Source organism: Sporosarcina contaminans (assembly GCF_042679045.1).
Classification (GTDB): Bacteria; Bacillota; Bacilli; order Bacillales_A; family Planococcaceae; genus Sporosarcina; species Sporosarcina contaminans.
Window position 1 is genome coordinate 1 of the sequence record NZ_JBHTLT010000108.1, and the last position, 17,322, is coordinate 17,322.

At 39.7% G+C, this 17,322-nt stretch carries 22 protein-coding genes; 6 read left to right on the forward strand and 16 right to left on the reverse strand.

All coding sequences use genetic code 11. From position 1 onward, the window contains the following. Positions 1 to 111: 111 nt before the first annotated feature. Genes ACFQ38_RS13105 through ACFQ38_RS13125 form a run of 5 tightly spaced genes read right to left on the reverse strand, consistent with a single transcriptional unit; the run spans position 112 to position 4,957 of the window. Complete coding sequence (locus ACFQ38_RS13105; RefSeq protein WP_381481377.1) at positions 112 to 942, reverse strand: ABC transporter ATP-binding protein; 831 nt, start codon at positions 940 to 942, stop codon at positions 112 to 114. A 14-nt stretch (positions 943 to 956) separates the two neighbouring features. Next, on the reverse strand, positions 957 to 1,682 hold the full coding sequence (locus ACFQ38_RS13110) for a hypothetical protein (RefSeq protein ID WP_381481379.1): 726 nt from the start codon (positions 1,680 to 1,682) through the stop codon (positions 957 to 959). Beyond that, a complete protein-coding gene (locus ACFQ38_RS13115) occupies positions 1,654 to 2,553 on the reverse strand; it encodes an ABC transporter ATP-binding protein (RefSeq protein ID WP_381481381.1) in 900 nt (299 codons plus the stop codon). Before ACFQ38_RS13115 ends, ACFQ38_RS13110 begins: the two co-directional genes overlap by 29 nt. Before the next feature lie 16 nt (positions 2,554 to 2,569). Further along, positions 2,570 to 3,724, reverse strand: a complete 1,155-nt coding sequence (locus ACFQ38_RS13120) for a hypothetical protein (RefSeq protein ID WP_381481383.1) — start codon at positions 3,722 to 3,724, stop codon at positions 2,570 to 2,572. 21 nt (positions 3,725 to 3,745) lie between these two features. Next, positions 3,746 to 4,957, reverse strand: a complete 1,212-nt coding sequence (locus tag ACFQ38_RS13125; RefSeq protein ID WP_381481385.1) for a hypothetical protein — start codon at positions 4,955 to 4,957, stop codon at positions 3,746 to 3,748. Between the two features lie 179 nt (positions 4,958 to 5,136). Between ACFQ38_RS13125 and ACFQ38_RS13130 the strand changes: the two genes are divergently transcribed. After that, complete coding sequence (locus ACFQ38_RS13130; protein WP_381481387.1) at positions 5,137 to 6,042, forward strand: AEC family transporter; 906 nt, start codon at positions 5,137 to 5,139, stop codon at positions 6,040 to 6,042. 67 nt (positions 6,043 to 6,109) lie between these two features. On the opposite strand, the gene ACFQ38_RS13135 is transcribed toward ACFQ38_RS13130, so the two are convergent. The 3 genes from ACFQ38_RS13135 to ACFQ38_RS13145 form a co-directional block, all read right to left on the reverse strand. Next, the gene (locus ACFQ38_RS13135) at positions 6,110 to 8,158 is read right to left on the reverse strand and encodes a TRAP transporter permease (RefSeq protein ID WP_381481389.1); all 2,049 of its coding nucleotides are present in this window, start codon (positions 8,156 to 8,158) and stop codon (positions 6,110 to 6,112) included. Then, positions 8,151 to 8,669, reverse strand: a complete 519-nt coding sequence (locus tag ACFQ38_RS13140) for a DUF1850 domain-containing protein (protein WP_381481391.1) — start codon at positions 8,667 to 8,669, stop codon at positions 8,151 to 8,153. The genes ACFQ38_RS13135 and ACFQ38_RS13140 overlap by 8 nt, the downstream gene beginning before the upstream one ends. Positions 8,670 to 8,761: 92 nt before the next feature. Continuing rightward, positions 8,762 to 9,739: a TAXI family TRAP transporter solute-binding subunit gene (locus ACFQ38_RS13145; protein WP_336822114.1), complete on the reverse strand. Its 978-nt coding sequence runs from the start codon at positions 9,737 to 9,739 to the stop codon at positions 8,762 to 8,764. A 369-nt stretch (positions 9,740 to 10,108) separates the two neighbouring features. Here ACFQ38_RS13145 and ACFQ38_RS13150 point away from each other — a divergent pair, with 369 nt between their 5' ends. Further along, complete coding sequence (locus ACFQ38_RS13150; protein WP_336822113.1) at positions 10,109 to 10,552, forward strand: NlpC/P60 family protein; 444 nt, start codon at positions 10,109 to 10,111, stop codon at positions 10,550 to 10,552. A 269-nt stretch (positions 10,553 to 10,821) separates the two neighbouring features. Here ACFQ38_RS13150 and ACFQ38_RS13155 read toward each other — a convergent pair whose 3' ends face one another. Continuing rightward, the gene (locus tag ACFQ38_RS13155; protein ID WP_336822112.1) at positions 10,822 to 11,385 is read right to left on the reverse strand and encodes a phosphatidylglycerophosphatase A family protein; all 564 of its coding nucleotides are present in this window, start codon (positions 11,383 to 11,385) and stop codon (positions 10,822 to 10,824) included. 171 nt (positions 11,386 to 11,556) lie between these two features. Here ACFQ38_RS13155 and ACFQ38_RS13160 point away from each other — a divergent pair, with 171 nt between their 5' ends. The 3 genes from ACFQ38_RS13160 (at position 11,557) to ACFQ38_RS13170 (ending at position 13,319) form a co-directional block, all read left to right on the forward strand. Then, positions 11,557 to 12,279, forward strand: coding sequence for an alpha/beta hydrolase (locus tag ACFQ38_RS13160; RefSeq protein ID WP_381481395.1), 723 nt, complete (start codon positions 11,557 to 11,559; stop codon positions 12,277 to 12,279). Positions 12,280 to 12,365: 86 nt separating this feature from the next. After that, positions 12,366 to 12,881, forward strand: a complete 516-nt coding sequence (locus ACFQ38_RS13165; protein WP_336822110.1) for a YjcG family protein — start codon at positions 12,366 to 12,368, stop codon at positions 12,879 to 12,881. A 3-nt stretch (positions 12,882 to 12,884) separates the two neighbouring features. Continuing rightward, complete coding sequence (locus ACFQ38_RS13170; RefSeq protein ID WP_336822109.1) at positions 12,885 to 13,319, forward strand: GNAT family N-acetyltransferase; 435 nt, start codon at positions 12,885 to 12,887, stop codon at positions 13,317 to 13,319. 55 nt (positions 13,320 to 13,374) lie between these two features. Here ACFQ38_RS13170 and ACFQ38_RS13175 read toward each other — a convergent pair whose 3' ends face one another. From ACFQ38_RS13175 to ACFQ38_RS13205, 7 genes are all read right to left on the reverse strand, one after another. Next, on the reverse strand, positions 13,375 to 13,686 hold the full coding sequence (locus ACFQ38_RS13175; RefSeq protein ID WP_381481398.1) for a hypothetical protein: 312 nt from the start codon (positions 13,684 to 13,686) through the stop codon (positions 13,375 to 13,377). 79 nt (positions 13,687 to 13,765) lie between these two features. Then, positions 13,766 to 14,017 (reverse strand): stage VI sporulation protein F, encoded by a 252-nt coding sequence (locus tag ACFQ38_RS13180; RefSeq protein WP_336822107.1) that lies wholly within the window; start codon positions 14,015 to 14,017, stop codon positions 13,766 to 13,768. An 18-nt stretch (positions 14,018 to 14,035) separates the two neighbouring features. Beyond that, positions 14,036 to 14,167, reverse strand: a complete 132-nt coding sequence (locus ACFQ38_RS13185; protein WP_381481400.1) for a YjcZ family sporulation protein — start codon at positions 14,165 to 14,167, stop codon at positions 14,036 to 14,038. 79 nt (positions 14,168 to 14,246) lie between these two features. After that, the gene (gene spoVAE, locus ACFQ38_RS13190) at positions 14,247 to 14,609 is read right to left on the reverse strand and encodes a stage V sporulation protein AE (RefSeq protein ID WP_336822105.1); all 363 of its coding nucleotides are present in this window, start codon (positions 14,607 to 14,609) and stop codon (positions 14,247 to 14,249) included. A gap of 9 nt (positions 14,610 to 14,618) precedes the next feature. Beyond that, entirely contained in the window at positions 14,619 to 15,623 is a 1,005-nt protein-coding gene (locus ACFQ38_RS13195) for a stage V sporulation protein AD (RefSeq protein ID WP_381481403.1), read from the reverse strand. After that, positions 15,617 to 16,072, reverse strand: a complete 456-nt coding sequence (spoVAC, locus tag ACFQ38_RS13200; RefSeq protein WP_336822103.1) for a stage V sporulation protein AC — start codon at positions 16,070 to 16,072, stop codon at positions 15,617 to 15,619. The genes ACFQ38_RS13195 and spoVAC overlap by 7 nt, the downstream gene beginning before the upstream one ends. Continuing rightward, positions 16,072 to 16,470, reverse strand: coding sequence for a hypothetical protein (locus tag ACFQ38_RS13205; protein ID WP_381481405.1), 399 nt, complete (start codon positions 16,468 to 16,470; stop codon positions 16,072 to 16,074). The genes spoVAC and ACFQ38_RS13205 overlap by 1 nt, the downstream gene beginning before the upstream one ends. A 129-nt stretch (positions 16,471 to 16,599) precedes the next feature. Here ACFQ38_RS13205 and ACFQ38_RS13210 point away from each other — a divergent pair, with 129 nt between their 5' ends. Continuing rightward, positions 16,600 to 17,160: a CotY/CotZ family spore coat protein gene (locus tag ACFQ38_RS13210; protein WP_336822101.1), complete on the forward strand. Its 561-nt coding sequence runs from the start codon at positions 16,600 to 16,602 to the stop codon at positions 17,158 to 17,160. Positions 17,161 to 17,322: the final 162 nt, after the last annotated feature.

Genomic DNA, 17,322 nt, shown 5'->3' on the forward strand with positions numbered 1-17,322 from the left:
TATCCGAATTCAAGCGAAACTAAACAGCCAATCGCCGGTTGAATACCGACTAAAGGCTGCTTAGAAGGTGTTTTATTATTGTCTCAAAAACGACAGGCAGTGCCGCTTTTTTCATACGGTTTTTAAATTTTTCTCTTCTTCGACGCGTTTCAACGCTTCCATTTTATTTACTGTCAAATACGGCCTTCCCTCATCCCATAAAACGCGAACGGGCACTTGATAAGCTTGAGATAAGTGCTCATCTGTCAAAACGGCATTTTTCTCCCCTGCTGCCACGATCTCGCCCTCTTTCAATAGTAGGACGTGGGTAATTTCTTCCACTACTTCTTCAATGTGATGTGTAACATAAATAACATGGCAACCGTTTTTTGTTACGACTGATAATGTATGTAAAAATTGTTCTCGCGACAAAATATCAAGGCCAGAACACGGCTCATCCATAATGAGCATCTGCGGTCGGTTCATTAATGCGCGGGCAATCATAATTCGCCTTTTCTCGCCTTCGGATAATAAATTGACGCGCTTCCCCTTCAAATAACTCAATCGGAAATCCTGCAGTAACTCATCTACCCGACGATAATCCTCCACAGAAGGCTGCTCATATAAGCCGAAGCTGGCGAATTTTCCGCTTACAACGACACGTTCGACCGTGTCATTTTGAAACATTTGAGAAAATCTTTCCAATGAACTACTTACGAAACCGATTTCCTTTCTTAATTCTGGCAAATTCGTCTCACCAAATCGGTTTCCTAATACGTGCACTTCACCTTCTGACGGGAATTGGTGGGCTGATACGATTGACAATAAAGAAGTCTTGCCAGATCCGTTTAACCCTAATATCGCCCAATGTTCCCCTTGCCGGATTATCCAGTCGATCTCTTTCAAAATTTGTTGTTCGCCTCTTCGGAACGAAACTTGCTGTAAGTCAATGATGTGTTCCACCCTATTTCCTCCTTTCATTTTCGAAGCTCAAGTTGGCTCATCTTCGTGACCCGGATAATTTGACCTTCCTTAAGCTGTAAAACACTTTCTGTATTCGCTAAGTTCCCACCTAAAAACTCGTAAAGGAGAGGTTCCTTCCCCTCTTCAAAAATTTGGACATATCCTAAACCATAAGCTGTTGTTGCTTTGTATTTGCCTGGTTCTATATCTATACCTACATGCCAAATCCCCGCAGATAAGTCATTTAAAAGCTGTGTTGTCGTCGGAGTAATGTTGATGGAATCATATCCGCCGTCAGCCCGCAACGTATAGGACTCTGCAATATCAATCGTCAAGCTGCTGACACCTGCATAGCTGCCGACGAGTTCTCGCAAAATGAGGTCTCCGGCACGATCGTATAATAAGATATTTCCCGCAGGATGCCCTGTTATTGTATACCTTCCATCTGGTAGATTAATTTCCACTCCTTCTTGCGGAACGAGTGGAATATTTACTGACTCGACGCCCGTATTACTTCTATCCATCTTTTCATAAATCGCTTCATGAACCTTGCCGATTAATTTTTCTTTTTCCGCACCAATAATTTCAGAATTTTCCACATACCGCAATTCTTTTTCAACAGATTTGCTTTTAGTAAACTGACAGCCGGAAAGGATAGTGTAGAACAAAATCGACATAGCAAGCATACAAAACCAAATGACACGTTGTTGCTCAAATTGTTTCAGCATAGTATTTTTCATAATACTCCACCGTCCCTAATGGCCCGACTGTCAATTCCTTCTCATGAAAGCTAAGCATATGCTCTATCATTTTCGTTTGCTCAGCTGCACTCATGCCTTGAAGTGGAATGCAAAGCAGGCGATGTGCAATGAAAAGATGACGATCCGGCAGCTTCATTTCCTTTTTTATTTTATTGTACTTAGATAGATCCATTTCTACTTTTAAAAATGTTTCTTGATCAGCGGTGAATTTTTGTTCATGTACAATCGTGCCTGCTTTTAGAAAAATGACACGATCTGCATATAAATCTAAGTTTTCTAGTAAATGAGAAGCCACAAAAATCAACTTATCTTCCTTTTTCATTTCCATAAGACAATCGGATATAAGAGCCACATTGGAAATATCAAGGCCATTCATTACTTCATCCATAAGCATGACTGGCGTATTAGCCGCCATCATCATTGCAAAGCATAGGCGTTGCCGCATACCTAACGAATACGTACGGACTTTCTTTTTGACATAATGCCCCATATCTAAGCGTTCGATGATTGGTTGGACTCTATTTGTCGAACCCGTCCACATTTTCGCATAGAGCTTCAAGTGATCAACGCCTGATAGTTCTTCAAACAAATCTTTTTGTTCAGGAAAAGTCGTAAGCATTTTATGAATTGATAATTCCTCTTTTTCATTCCGGTACGCCCATTTTCCGTCAAAGATCACTTGCCCTGAATCAGGCTTTATAAAGTTTGCCATTACGCTAAACATTGTTGTTTTACCAGTTCCATTTGGAGCTGCAACGCCAATGATTTCTCCTTTTTCCGCAACGAAATTCAATCGGTCTAATACGACTTTATCTTTATACGCTTTTGAAACATCCTTTAATGTCAACAATGATTGTTCCCCCACTTCAAATTGAATTCAAAGAGGATTTCAGTTTTCGCACATGTTTCCATTTGTTCCACCCATATAAGAGGAAAACAACAATTACGTTTAAAATAAGGAGCCATGCAAACGTATGCTTAAAATCCATTTTGTCATTGCCAAACTTCATAGCCGCTTCCCCGCTCAATACCGAACCAATATCAATAAATTTAATCGGCTGTAAAAAATCTGCAGTTATACCTGCAGTAGCCATCAAATCTGGAAGCACAATAATGCCAAGCAGCGTTAAGACAGTTGCATACAAATTTTTTGTCATGTTGTTCAAAAATGCAGTTGCATAAAGCAAAAGCAAAGTGATGAGAGCAAAAGCGATGAGCATATCAAGGAAATATCTCGACACAGATACTGTAATAAATTGTCCGCCTTCGTATATAAGGACTGGGGAATTGAAATTTCCCCAACCTGCCTTTAAGGCAACGAAAGCCCCTCCTACAAATACACCAGCAATGATAAAGAACATAATTTGTATAAAATGGATAAGCACCTTGCCATGCATTTTTTGCATGAACGATATCGGAAATCCAGACATTACTGTTTTTTTCTGTTGATCATGCAGCATCATGCTGCTTCCCATAAGAAGGACGAATAGACAAAACAATAATCCACTTACTTGATCAATGGCGACAGGCAAATAATTGCTTGCTACGAAAGGATCCGGCTGAAGCGACAGCTTATGCTCTCTATAATACTGCAAAAGAGCCGTTTCCTTATAAATTTCCTCTTTTGGAACAATGTAATTAGGATGAATGCCCTTATTGCCTAAATCATGCAGTTCAAGGCGCAGTTCATTTAACAGAAGTCCATCTTCTATATATTTTGCATCGTCTTCTTTTTTCCACAAATAAAATCGCTGCATATTAATTAGTGATGATTGCTGTGTCAAGTTGTTATAAATTTTCTCACCTTCTGTGGTCTCCCTCAATTCTTCCGGAAAAGCATTGAAAATTGTTTGAATGTGACCGGCTTCTTCATTCTTCAAAAACTGCATATCCTCAATATCCAATTGGCTGTAGTGCAAATAATACAACGGGAAAAATAAAATGACGGCAACACCTAACAAACTATTTTTCCTACTTTGTAATAGAAGCTTCCATTCAAATCTTAAATAAGTTAAGAACATAGCTTAATCCTTCCTCTATTTTTATCCAAGTTGGTAAAACTGTCTCTTACTCACTATTTTTGACATGAAGAATACAAGTATTTCAATTAGCACGAAGGCTATGAGCAAAATGACAATACCTTTCGTATAAGTGATTGATTCAATATTTACTAGAAAATTTTTCTCCCCGGTCAATACATTCCCAATATCAAAATATGTTTGCGGGAAATAACTGATATCGATACCGAATAATTCCCTAGTCGTTCTTGAAAAATAAAATCGTTCTAAGAAAAGAATAAGACTGCTAACAATGAGGACGATCCATTCATTTTTAAACAATAAACTTAAAATGACATTGAGCCGGATGAATAGCAGCGATAAGAGCGGCACGACGATCAACGTTTTCGCTAAAAAATTGCCGATGGAAATGACATCATACTCTTCCAAAGTAAATCTCTGTTGTGCTGTCATAATCGGTACGTGCAAATCAAAATAACCGAAACCATATTGTAGCGTCATACAAATTACACCAATGAGAAGGATGGCAAGAAGAATCAATGTAGAATACATAAAAGCTGCAAACGTTTTTAAATTCAATTGACGATACCAAGATAACGGTAAACCTATTAAAACTGTTCGATATTTTCGATCTCGCGTCAAAATATCACTGCTAAAAAAAATGACACAGAAAAGCATTATATAAATGCCATTTTCCTGTAAAAACTTTTGTAATGCTTGCAAACCTGTTTTTTCATACATCAATCCGAATGTTATCGGATAATCGTTTGATAAATAGTCATCGTATCGCATCGTCGTCTGATAATACAAATGCATACGATCCTTTCCCGGAAATGGAGATTGCTTAAATAGATGAGTGTCCTGCATATAATCGGATGGGTTTCCATCAAGTGAAAATGCACGTAAATGCAAGAACCTCGTAAAATTCCCGTCTTCATGGGCTTGTAGCATTGCACCATACAACCTCATGTAAAAGTCATTGTTGCCATAGACTGGCACTCCGGTATGGAATACAACTCCAGTTGTCCCTTTTGCTTCTCTCAATTTTTGCTCCACATCGAGATCAGCCAAATAATTGCTCATTTCTTCTTCAGAGAACGTCTCTTTCGTTTCCTTATTCGGTAAAATAATAAAGCAATAACTCAACAGCAATACACCTATAAACAACACAAACGGTAAATTGCGCTTACTCCTCGAAGTAATCAGAAATTCATGTTTTATATACGTTCGATTCATCACAGCTTCCCCTTTTATTTTTTCCCTCTCATTTTTCTATGCAGAGTAATTTTTTATAATTTTTTGTTCTTTCAGTCTACTATATCGAGATTAGCAACAGTTTTCAATACAATTTTACATGGCGCTCCTATCATGAAAAGTTTACACTGGAGAAAATACCTATTTTGGAGATGGACATTATGGACTTATTGATTGTTATTTTCCCTGTCTTTTTCATATTTGCAGTTGGCTATGCAGGACAGAAACTTATTGGTTTTGATATTCGGACAATTTCAACAGCTGCGCTATACTTAATGTCCCCTTTCCTATCTTTTCGGACATTTTACACGAATCCTCTCACAATGGATTATTTTTATATCATCTTGTTTTCTGTAATTCTTTCGATTGTATTATTTTTCATAGTTTGGATTTTATCTTTTGCAATGAAAGCTACTAGATCAGAACGGTCTGCTATGATATTAGGAGCAGTTTTTATGAATAGCGGTAACTATGGCGCACCGGTTGTCCTTTTCGCGTTAGGTGCAATCGGGTTTGACTATGCGGTTATCATGATGGTCTTTCAGTCTCTCTTAATGAATTCATTCGGTATTTTCTTCGCATCCATCGGTGGCCAGGAACGTGCCAATTGGAAAGACGCTTTGCAAAGAGTGGCTAAAATGCCGCTTATATACGCGGCAGCATTTGGGATTGCATTGAATTTAATGCACGTGAGCATTCCGAGCCTCTTTATGGATGGGATCAGCTTAGTCGCGGATGCTTCCATTCCAACGGTAATGTTAGTATTGGGCATGCAGTTAGCGACAATTGTCCGAAAAAAAGTGACCTATCGCTATGTCACTGCTGTAGCGATACTTCGGATGTTCATTTCACCAATAGTTGCTACTGCAATTTTATTCTTTATGCCTGTCAACGATACGCTTCGGAATGTAATGATTATTCAAGCTTCCATGCCAGCTGCAGCCAACACGACAATGTTTGCGCTGCAGTTTGGCACGGAGCCTGATTTAGTCTCTTTCACAACGTTAATTACGACATTGCTTAGCATCGTCACGATTCCAGTCATATTATTTTTCATCGGTATTTGATCTGCATGTATTTCTAAACAATAAAAACCCCGCCCGGCTATGTAGCCAGTGACGGGGGTTTCCTTCGTTACGCAGTAATCGTTTCATTTTTGTTTGGATTGTTTTTCGTTTTCACCTGAATAATTAATAGGACAAGGAAAATTCCTAATCCAACAATGTCTGTTATTGTTTCCGGGAAGATTAAGAGCAATCCAGTTGCTACAATGATAATCCGTTCGATCCAATTGCATTTCCTGTACCAATAACCGATCATACCTGCACCGATGGCTACCATCCCGGTAATAGCTGTAATAACGACCCATATGATTTCAAGCGGTGAGGAATCAATCATTAATAACGCTGGATTGAATACGAACATATACGGAATGATGAATGCTGCAATCGCCAACTTTGCGGAGTTTACACCCGTTTTGATCGGGTCTCCTCCTGAAATTCCTGATGCAGCAAAGGCGGCTAGCGCTACTGGAGGCGTAATATCCGCGATAATTCCGAAATAGAAAACGAATAAATGAGCCGAAATCGCAACGACAACGGGCACTGTTGTTCCTGGCCCCATTTCTCCGCCCATAAGCAAAAGAATAATAGCCGGTGCAGCAATTGTAGAAGTAATAACATAGTTTGCTGTTGTCGGCGAGCCCATTCCTAATATTAGCGCGGCAAACATTGTAAAGATCAAGGTTAACACGATATTTCCACCAGCCGCGGATACTAACCCATTTGCCAAACTTAAACCTAATCCCGTTTTCACAACGACACCAACAATTATACCAGCACACGCAGTAGCAGCTGCAACAGCCAAAGCAGTTCTTGCTCCATCCACTAACGCATAAATAATGTCCTTAATTCCAAGTCTAGTCGATTTATCAAATGCACTTACGACTAATGTAAGAACGATACCTAATAGAGCAGCTTTCATTGTTGGAATTCCTAATAATAAGAAAAGTATAATCCCCAAAATAGGAAGCAGCAAATAAATCTTTTTTAATGTCGCCTTACGATCAGGTATTTGATCGGGTGACATTCCCTGTAAGCCGACACGCTTCGCTTCGAAATGTGTCATAATCCAAATTCCTGTAAAATAAAGCAACGCAGGGATTGCTGCAGCCTTCGCAATTTCCCAATACGTCACACCGCCGATGAACTCAACCATCAAGAACGCTGCAGCCCCCATGATTGGAGGCATGATTTGGCCACCTGTAGAAGCAGCTGCCTCAACTCCACCCGCAAATTCTTTGCGGTAGCCTAACTTTTTCATCATCGGAATCGTGTATGAACCTGAACCGACAACGTTTGCGACTGAACTTCCAGAAATCGTCCCTTGAAGCGCACTTGAGAAAATTGCAACCTTTGCTGGTCCACCTGTCAATTTACCAGCCAATACGACAGCCAAATCATTGAAGTAGTTTCCGACCCCGGTCTTCACTAAGAAAGCACCGAAGAGTAAGAAGACGAATATGAAGGTAGCAGATACACTAATCGGCGTACCTAAAATTCCATCTGTCGTGAAAAACATTAATTGGACAAGACTATTAACGTCCTGGCCTCTATGTGCCAAAAAGCCCGGGAAATATGGACCGAAAAATGCATACACCAAAAAGATTGTCGAAATGATTGTAATTGGCATTCCAACTGCACGCCGAGCGGCTTCTAACGTCAAGAGAACTGCTGCAATTCCAATGATCAAATCCATCGAAGATACACGCCCGACCCTGAACACAAGATCGTCATAAAACAATGGCCAATAAAGCCCCACAGCAATCGCAATCAAAGATAGGATAATATCATAAAACGGGACCTTATTCCTTTTCACGCCAGGCTGCTTTTTAGCTGGAAACAGCAAGAAAATAAGCGATAATGCAAACCCAAGATGAATCGACCGCTGTATGTAAGCAGTGAACGGTGCGCCAATGGAAGTGTACAATTGAAAGATCGAAAACGCTAATAGCCCTCCGAAAACAACCCATTTTAAGATTCCTACTAAATCCCGTGTATTTGATTCAGGATCATATTTTTGAAGGATTTCAAGCTGTTCTTCTTCACTCAATGTATCCGCTTGCACAGCATTCGTCTCTAATTCTATTTTTGGATCTTGTTGTTTTTTATCCTTATTAACCATTCAGCTTAACTCCTTTCATCATATCGTATAAAGAGATCCGCTCTACTTCGAACAGGTATGATTTTCCTTTTGTCAAATGTTTTTTCAAGTTTACTTCTTCACCTTTATATCTGAATGCCAAGTCTGCATCGACATCACCAACAAAAAGCACAAACGAATCTACTACACGATTTTCAAAGGTTAATGTATAGATTCCATCTTCCACAGTTAATGTTTCGCCTTGTTCGGCATAGCCAGGCAAACCTATACCGACATCCTCATAGTTCATCGATAAAAATTGTATTTGATCGCGAGGTGTCACTCTATATTGCTCAAACACATTCGATAGAAAAATGGAGTGGACATATCGAATCTCGAATGCCTGCTCATCTTCCATTAGTATGTAATAGATTTTTGGATGATCCGATCGATGATCAGAAAATGTAAAAACCTTGAAAAGAGGCAGAAAAAAGACGAGGACAATTATGAGCATGTTTACTAGAATGAGTGAAAGCAAAATCCTTTTGTTCATCCGCCTTCTTCCTTTCTCATTCACAATGAAAGAATGGGACGGATGAAGCTTTATGCCTCACCGCCCCGTCATGATACATGCTTATTCAATTATTATTGCTCGTCAAAATACTTTTGCGCACCCGGATGTACAGGAATTCCAATTCCATCAAGTCCTGTTTCAGCCTTAATTAAGGCACCTTTCGGATGTGTTAATTTTGAAGCATTGTCATAGATTGATTTTGTAATTTCATAGACAAGATCTTCCGGAAGCTCGTTTTGAACGACTAACATCGCACCGACAGATACTGTTGGTGTGTCATCAGCCAATCCATAAGTGCCTGCTGGAATGACTTCTTTTGCGTAGTATTGGTATTTCTCAATTAACTCATCAGCTTTTTCATCCGTTACAGGTACTACGAATACTTTTGAATTAGCATTCAAACTTTCGACAGCAGCAGTCGGAGTTCCTCCAGTGATGAATGCTGCATCAATTTGACCGGATTGCAAGCTTTCTTGTGATTCTCCGAAGTCAAGGTTTTGCGGCTGAATGTCTTTCATTGTCAAGCCGTGTACTTCAAGCAATTGCTCCGCATTCGCATAAGTACCGGAACCAGGAGCACCTACAGAAACCTTTTTGCCCTTCAAATCCTCAAATGACTTAATGCCCGTTTTCTCAGTCGTTACTAACTGAACTGTTTCCGGATAAAGTGCACCGATTGCAGATACGTTATCGATCACTTCACCATCAAACATCATTTCACCTTTTGAAGCGTAAGAAGCGATATCCGTTTGAACAAATGCAATTTCAGCGTCTCCGTCTTTTAGCGCAGTCATATTAGCAGCGGATGCCTGTGAAACTTCTGCCGTTGTTTTGATGCCAGTATCGGAACCGATCATATCAGCAAGCGCGCCCCCAAGCGCATAGTAAGTTCCTTGCGTCCCACCCGTCAAAATACTTAAGTAATCATAATCCTCTTTCGTTTTGTTAGAACCGGACCCATTGCTTGAATTATCCGAGTTACATGCAGAAAGAACGAGTACTGCAATTAATGAAATGAATGCAAGAATTCTAATTCTATGTTTCTTCATCCAGTTTCTCCCCTTTTATAGTTTGATAGTTACTAACTTAGAAACCATTCTAACATGAAAGGGCTCTCATTTGTCAACGTTCTATAAAAAATAGTCTGTAATTTGCAAGCGTTATCAGTTCAAACTTTTCACTCTAATCATTCACTTCGAATAGCCTTTAATAGATAAAAACAACAAACACCTAATTTAAATCATATTTCAATTACAGGTTAATTACTCACAAATCGGTCGTGAAGTCCTATCGTATAATTAATGCATCTTAGATCGTAAGGTACTATAAATCGAATACTAATAATAAAATTATTAAGAAGGAAATGGAGCCCATTTGGTTGAATATAGTACTTTACATCGATGCAAAGGAGATAGCGAATGAATAAAATATATGATTACTATTGTAACAATGCAATCAAGTGGGCAAAAAAACATTTAGGCTCAGAAGACTACCGCTTCATTTGCCTAGCTTTTGTTGAGGACGCTTTGGAAAGAAGCAATAATATTGAAATCTTTGGCGGAGATACAGCAAAAGAATCTGCTGATTTGTATAAAACAAATATGCAAACAGGCATACCTCCAGAAGGAACCTTTGTTTTTTATGATTGCTTCGGAACAATTAGCGGCGAGCGAAAAAATTGGGGGCATGTTGGATTATCGATAGGTAACGGAGAAGTGATCCATGCTTGGGATAAAGTAAGAATTGATCATTATCTTGATATAGAGAAGTTACCTGCTGCCATAGGCTGGCAACAACCAACGTTTATTGGGTGGGTGCCAATTGACCGTGTCATGGTTGGTTTTCAAAGGAAAATTTATTAGCGATTGCATTAAAAAGAGGCGTATTCTGTTTAATGAACAGCTTACTCCTCTTTCTTCGTTCCATTTCATTTATGCCATTTAATAGTAAAGCAATTCGTTTTGTAGTTGCCTTTTAATTGCCGAAATCTTTTATCCATTTTGGCAAAATTCGTACTCAAGGTCGTAGAAAGTCGTCAACTATACGGTACGTGAGCACTCGACATTTAAGTTTCGAAATGAAGTTTTAAGGATTTTTGCAATGTCTTCATGAATCGCCATTCTTTTTTCATCTACAAGCTATTCTGTTCGGATGCCTGATTTGCTTCCAAATACGTAATGCCCGCTTCATCCAAATCTCTTTTGCGATGGGCGAGGCGTGAAGCTGCACAGGAAGCAATGCTTGCGACAAGGTCATCAAGGAATGTATGCACTCCGATGCCCTTTTTCGTATCCAAGTCATTAATAATCCCAATTTTGTTTTTATCAAGATGGCCGAATGTCGTAACGGCGATTGAGCCATATGTGAAAACTGCCCCTAATGCGATTGTTTCATCCACCCCGAAAAGGCCTTCATCAGAATCGACGATTTGCTGCAACGGTGCCGAAAGCTTCCCTTGCTCTGCTAACTCATCCAATTCAATGCCTACCAATATCGCGTGCTGAAGTTCCCTTTTCCGCAAAACCTTTTCGACTGAATCAATGCATTCATCAAGATCCAGTCCTTCATTGTATGGCACTTGCATTTCATAAACTATTTTAGCTACATCTTCAAGCGTCACTCCTCTGCGAAGCAAAGCATCCTTTGTAGCTTTTGTGACGACATCTGAATGTACAATATTTTTTCCTGTAAACATGAAGTCCCCTCTTTTCCATCCCTTCGAACACATCTAATGATGTCTAATTGAAAGGCTGTTTATTTAAACCCGCAAAACCATTTGAATTTTCTGCGGTCTTTTAAGCATTATACCTGTTTACGGCAATATGTTACAATCTTCTTACATACCTGAAGAGGAGGAAGCATTTGTATGAATTACGGAAAGATAGAAGAGGTAAATCTTTTCAGCGAATCGCTGAATGAGGAAATGCAACTTCTTATCCATTTACCTCACCAATACTCTCCTTTATATAAATATTCAGTGCTGATCGCGTCTGACGGGAAAGACTATTTTCAATACGGGCGCCTTGGACGCGTAACAGATGAGTTAGTTCATGAAGGAGAAATTGAAAACATGATCATTGTAGGCGTTCCTTACAAAAGTGTGAAAGAGCGCCGAAGGATGTATCATCCTGAAGGCGACCGACATTTGGATTATATTCGCTTTTTAGCTCATGAACTTGTTCCATATATCGATCAAAACTATCCGACATACCAAGTAGGAAACGGAAGAGCTTTAATCGGCGATTCGTTGGCCGCTACAATTTCACTGCTCACCGCATTGAAATATCCGAATTGTTTCGGAAAAGTCATTTTGCATTCCCCTTATGTTGACGATTATGTGATGGACAAGGTTGAAGCAGCAAAGGACCCTTCTTCCCTTTCTATATACCATATTATCGGTGATGGGGAAACGGAAGTGCAAACTACCTCAGATGGCATACAGGATTTCTTAACACCAAATCGGAAATTAAATAAATTAATAAAAAGAAAAGGGTTTCCGTACTTCTATGAAGAATTTAATGGTGAGCATACTTGGAAATTTTGGCAACAAGATATTCCCCGTGCAATTAGGGAAAATTTCCATTATTAATGATTATAAACGGACAATTTCCTGTTCACCTGCTATAATTGGCAATATGAAGTGTGAACTAAACAATAACAAGGAGGTCTTTCATTATGAAATATGGCATTGTTGCATTTCCTTCTAAGAAACTTCAAGATCTTGCAAATGGGTATCGGAAACGCTATGATCCTCATTATTCTCTAATTACGCCTCATATGACGATTAAAGGTGTATTTGAAGCGAACGACAAGGAAATCGAACAAGTGGCAAAAGCGATTCATGAAGTTACTGAAAAGCATAGCCCATTCGAGTTAAACGTCTCTAAAGTAAGCACATTTGCACCTATTACGAATACAATTTATTTTAAAGTGACACCGAATGAAGAAATTTTATCTCTTCACAAAGACTTGAACGAAGATTTCTTCGGTGATCCGCCAGAATACTCCTTCGTCCCCCATATTACAATTGCCCAAAAACTGAGCTCCGGTGAACATGACGACATCATCGGGCAATTGAAAATGATCGGTGTAGACCATACCGAAGTGATTGACCGAATTCATTTGCTTTATCAGCTGGAAGACGGCTCATGGACTGTGTATGAGACATTCCGTTTAGATGAGGATAAATAAGAATTGTTCGAAGTGAAAATCGCTTGCACGGAAAAAGAACGGGACGATGCTTTTTTCGTACGGAAGAAAGTCTTTGTAGAAGAACAAGGAGTTCCTCTTAATCTTGAAATAGATGAGTTTGACAAATCAGCAACCCATTTCGTCGTCTATGAAGACGAACGTCCAATTGGAGCTGGCCGTATCCGCGAGATCCAAGAAGGAATCGGAAAAGTTGAGCGGGTATGCATTTTAAAAGAGTACCGAGGAAAACATTTAGGTAATTTAGCGATGAAAGCCCTTGAAAAGCAAGCGCAAGAAACAAAAATGAAAAAAATTGTTTTAAATGCCCAATCTTACGCAATTCCTTTCTACGAAAAATTAGGCTATGTCGTCACCTCGCCTGAATTTATGGATGCTGATATCCCTCACCGTGCAATGGAAAAAGATATTGAAGCTTAAATGCAATAAAGAAACCCGTCCTCGTATGCTGGACGGGTTTCTTATTGAAAAACAATCAAATATATTCGTTTACAACCATACCCTTGCCTACAATTCTTGCAATTCTATTAGACAAGTTTGCAGGATTCGGATGGATAAATCCTTTTTGATAGGGAGGCATAGAGGAAGTCGTGGCACGATTCCTTTGCTCACCGATTTTTTGCTGCTCATACTGAAGTTTTTTATCGAACTCTTCCATCATTTGTGGAGATAGATTCACTTTTCTCACTCTATTAATGTAAGCGAAGTTTGTTTGTTTCTCTTCTCCGATTGTCCGATTTGCATATATTTCAGACTGAATCGGCTGTATCGGCAATAGGTATCCCATGCGCACTCACCTCGTCATTCAATTTATTATAGTTTGTTAGCTCTATACCCGTTTTCCATTGTATGAAACATGATTTAGATTAATTACCTAACATGTTTTGAATATCGTTCAAATTGACCTGATTACCATCATTGACGATTGAACGGACCAAATCATCTTCTACATGTTGCGGTACGTGCTTATTTGCAAGCTGTCCAACCTTGCGCACAATTTTTCGAACTTGCCTCTCATCTTTAAAATCGGCAAACTGAATCGCGTTTGCTAATGCAAAAACCTCCTCCATCGGTACACCGGTCTTTGCTTCTATTTTTCTAAAAAAAGAATCGTTCATTATGTCAATTCCCCTCTCTTATATAAAACTGCATCCAACAATGATCAGCAAAATGAAGAGAACGACAATTAAAACAAATGTTGAGCCGCCGTATCCGCCTCTTCCATATCCGCCACCGTCATAATAGTTAGAATAGCATCCTCCAAACATAAAAATCCCTCCTTCCCTTCCATGTATCCTATGCGGATAATGGAGGAAAGAAGGGGGCGTTTGCACATTATTTTTTCTTTCAAATATTGCCTTTTGGCTTAAATATGAAAGAAGCGATGAACCCGAAGATGATTGCTGCACTGATTCCCGAGCTTGTCACTTCAAACATTCCTGTTAATACACCAACTAAGCCATGTTTCTCTGCTTCTGCCATGGCGCCATGTGTTAAAGAATTCCCGAATGAAGTGATCGGAATTGTAGCTCCTGCACCCGCAAAGTCGATAAGCGGTTCATAAAGACCTAAGCCGTCCATTATTGAGCCGGCAACGACTAATGCACAAAGTGTATGTGCCGGCGTTAGCTTAGCTACGTCAAACAAAAGTTGACCGATTACGCAAATTAAACCGCCTACAATAAAAGATGTAATATATATCGATAACAATCGGATCACTCATTTCATTTGGATTTCAACAGCATGTGCTATACAGGGGATTGTATCTCCCTGTTGATAGGACATCGGGGAAAGTAATGCCCCTGTAGCAATAAGCAACACTTTCTTATATTCATTTGACTTCAATTTATTGTATACATCGGAAAAATAGACAGCTGCCGAACACCCCGCTCCACTTGCTCCAGAGAAGAAGTCGGGGTGGTTTCCATAAAATTCTTTGCCGGCATCTCTAAAGTTTTCAAACTGTTTTACCCCTTGATTGCCTGCCAAAGTCTTAAATATTTCAAACCCTGTTTTCCCTAAATCCCCGGTCATAATTAGGTCATAATCGTCCTCAGTTGTGCCATGTCCTTCAAAATGACGCTGTAAAGTATCTGCCGCCGCAGGAGCCATTGCCGCCCCCATATTTAGCGGGTCGGTTAAGCCGAAATCTACCGCAGCGCCAATCGTCCCTTTTGTAATGGAAGGATTGCCTTCACGGTAAGGAACGATAACAGCTGCGCCTGCTGCTGTCACAGTCCACTGGGCAGTATCTGCTTTTTGTACGCCATATTCAATCGGATAACGGAACTGCCGCTCAATTGCATTATGTTGGCTTGAGGATCCTGCAACTGCTATTTTGGACATGCCTGCTTCTGTTAATAAAGCGGATAGGAGGAGTGACGAGACGGATGTAGCACATGCCGAGAAAAGTCCGATGAAAGGGATGCCTACTGTAGCGGCACAAAAATTGGTGGGCGTCATTTGGTTAACTAAATCTCCAGCGAGCAAAAAATCTGCATCGTTAGGGATTTTCTTTTTTTTACTGAGAGCAATTAATATTGCGTCTTCCATCAATTTTCCATGAGCTTGTTCATTTGTATCAACGCCACAACGTTCATCATCGTAAATTTTATCGAAACCGCCCTGGAAAGGGCTTTTCTTTTTTTCAAGTGGACCAGCAGTGACTCCTGTCGCAACAATTGAAGGCGTTGAAGAAAACGTCAATAAACCTTTTTTCACCATGAAACGACTCCTAACTTCACAAGGATCGTCTTAATGAGAGCGACAACAAATGCAGAAAAGACTCCGAATAAGATGACAGAGCCTGCCAATTTGAACATATTGCCCCCAACTCCTAAAACATAGCCTTCTGATTTATGTTCGATCGCTGCAGAAGCGACGGCATTGCTGAAACCAGTAATCGGAACTGCACTCCCCGCTCCCCCGAACTGTCCAATCTTTTTGTACACCCCGAAGCCCGTCAATAGCATGGCAATGAACACCATCGTTGCAACGGTCGGATTGCTTGCTGTCCTTTCAGTGAAATCAAAAAAAGTAATATAAAATAGGGCAATAAACTGACCGATTAAACAAATAGTGCCTCCCGTCAAAAACGCTTTTACCATATTTTTCAAAAGGGGTGTTTTTGGAGACATTTCTTGCTCCAATTTTCCATATTTCTTTTTATCCATCACGTTTCTTCCTCCGATAACGAAATCACATGCTTTATTTTTTTCTTTATTTTTTTATCTTCCTCTTGTTTGTCCAACAACTTCGATGTTTCCATTAAGATTTTGCTATCCGCCGAAACAGTTACTTCCATTTCAGAATACTCTTTTTCCAACTCTTTCTTGATCTCTTTTGCAATTTTACGTTTTGTAAACCTTGAAAACGTTTTTACTCGGATGCCAACTAATAATTGATCTTCATGAAAGAGTGCGGCTACTGCTTTTAGGCGTGTATCATCCTTAAATATTTCCTCCGCTTTGCCTTCGTTTTCTCCTGTATGATTTTCCACTCGAATTTCATTTGGCACGCATCCGGATAAGAGTAAAACCGTAAGGCAAAGGATCATTATTTTACGAATCAAGCGATTTCATCCCCCTTTTTTCAAAGTATGGCTTTCATGCTTGTTTTTATTCATATCCAGTGCATATGCCCTGTTCGCAATTACATAGGTGCATAAGGTATAGAGAGTTGAGAAAAGGAGGTGGTATGAATGGGATGTGGAAGAAATGAAGAAGTCGGAACTGCTCGAAAACACGACAACTGTATTTGTGAGGTTGTTCGTGCGATCAAACGCGTGCAGGATATCCGAGAGGATGTCGACTGTGACGATTGCAGAACAGACTGTTTCTTGACTCCGCTCGGTGGACTTACGAATCCGACAAGACACCGTGCCAATACACGTGTTTTCATGTTACTGGACGAAAAAGGAAATCCATTCAAAGCTATGTTCAATCAAAGAAGAAGAATGAGGGATGCCGACCTTTCTTCTAATAATGAACAAAATCGACAAAAGGATTGCTTCACTTGCTTCTCTATTTTCTTCAGAGTACAGAATATCTTTGATAATTGCTGTGCAACAATTCAAGTTCTTGAGCCACGAGATAGCAGGGGAAGAAGAGTGGACCTATTTAAAAATGGAAAACTTGATTTAGATGCTGTATGTGAAGTGGAGAACTTCAGAGCTACTGGCACTTGTGTAACAGTTGATTTAAAATGCTTCTGCGGCGTACAATGCGTAAGAGACGTATTTATTGATTGTGACGATGACTGATTCAAAACCTGCGATGCTCTCTGCCCGATCCAATCGGGCAGTTTTTTTATGTTGGTCCGAAAACTTGATTTTCATTCATTAAATTTCAATGGAAAATAAAAAATAGGGGCTGTCCAATAAGTCCCTAAAATAGAACAGGTGGCGAAAAACGAATCGTTTTTC

Coding starts and splice junctions, on each gene's coding strand:
- ACFQ38_RS13180 (WP_336822107.1), bottom strand. CDS start 14,017: ATGAACGATTCTTTTTTTAGAAAAATAGAAGCAAAGACCGGTGTACCG.
- ACFQ38_RS13125 (WP_381481385.1), bottom strand. CDS start 4,957: ATGAATCGAACGTATATAAAACATGAATTTCTGATTACTTCGAGGAGT.
- ACFQ38_RS13210 (WP_336822101.1), top strand. CDS start 16,600: ATGGGATGTGGAAGAAATGAAGAAGTCGGAACTGCTCGAAAACACGAC.
- ACFQ38_RS13140 (WP_381481391.1), bottom strand. CDS start 8,669: ATGAACAAAAGGATTTTGCTTTCACTCATTCTAGTAAACATGCTCATA.
- ACFQ38_RS13120 (WP_381481383.1), bottom strand. CDS start 3,724: ATGTTCTTAACTTATTTAAGATTTGAATGGAAGCTTCTATTACAAAGT.
- ACFQ38_RS13145 (WP_336822114.1), bottom strand. CDS start 9,739: ATGAAGAAACATAGAATTAGAATTCTTGCATTCATTTCATTAATTGCA.
- ACFQ38_RS13110 (WP_381481379.1), bottom strand. CDS start 1,682: ATGAAAAATACTATGCTGAAACAATTTGAGCAACAACGTGTCATTTGG.
- ACFQ38_RS13150 (WP_336822113.1), top strand. CDS start 10,109: ATGAATAAAATATATGATTACTATTGTAACAATGCAATCAAGTGGGCA.
- ACFQ38_RS13195 (WP_381481403.1), bottom strand. CDS start 15,623: ATGGTGAAAAAAGGTTTATTGACGTTTTCTTCAACGCCTTCAATTGTT.
- ACFQ38_RS13185 (WP_381481400.1), bottom strand. CDS start 14,167: ATGTTTGGAGGATGCTATTCTAACTATTATGACGGTGGCGGATATGGA.
- ACFQ38_RS13160 (WP_381481395.1), top strand. CDS start 11,557: ATGAATTACGGAAAGATAGAAGAGGTAAATCTTTTCAGCGAATCGCTG.
- ACFQ38_RS13135 (WP_381481389.1), bottom strand. CDS start 8,158: ATGGTTAATAAGGATAAAAAACAACAAGATCCAAAAATAGAATTAGAG.
- spoVAC (WP_336822103.1), bottom strand. CDS start 16,072: ATGGATAAAAAGAAATATGGAAAATTGGAGCAAGAAATGTCTCCAAAA.
- ACFQ38_RS13130 (WP_381481387.1), top strand. CDS start 5,137: ATGGACTTATTGATTGTTATTTTCCCTGTCTTTTTCATATTTGCAGTT.
- ACFQ38_RS13175 (WP_381481398.1), bottom strand. CDS start 13,686: ATGGGATACCTATTGCCGATACAGCCGATTCAGTCTGAAATATATGCA.
- ACFQ38_RS13155 (WP_336822112.1), bottom strand. CDS start 11,385: ATGTTTACAGGAAAAAATATTGTACATTCAGATGTCGTCACAAAAGCT.
- ACFQ38_RS13165 (WP_336822110.1), top strand. CDS start 12,366: ATGAAATATGGCATTGTTGCATTTCCTTCTAAGAAACTTCAAGATCTT.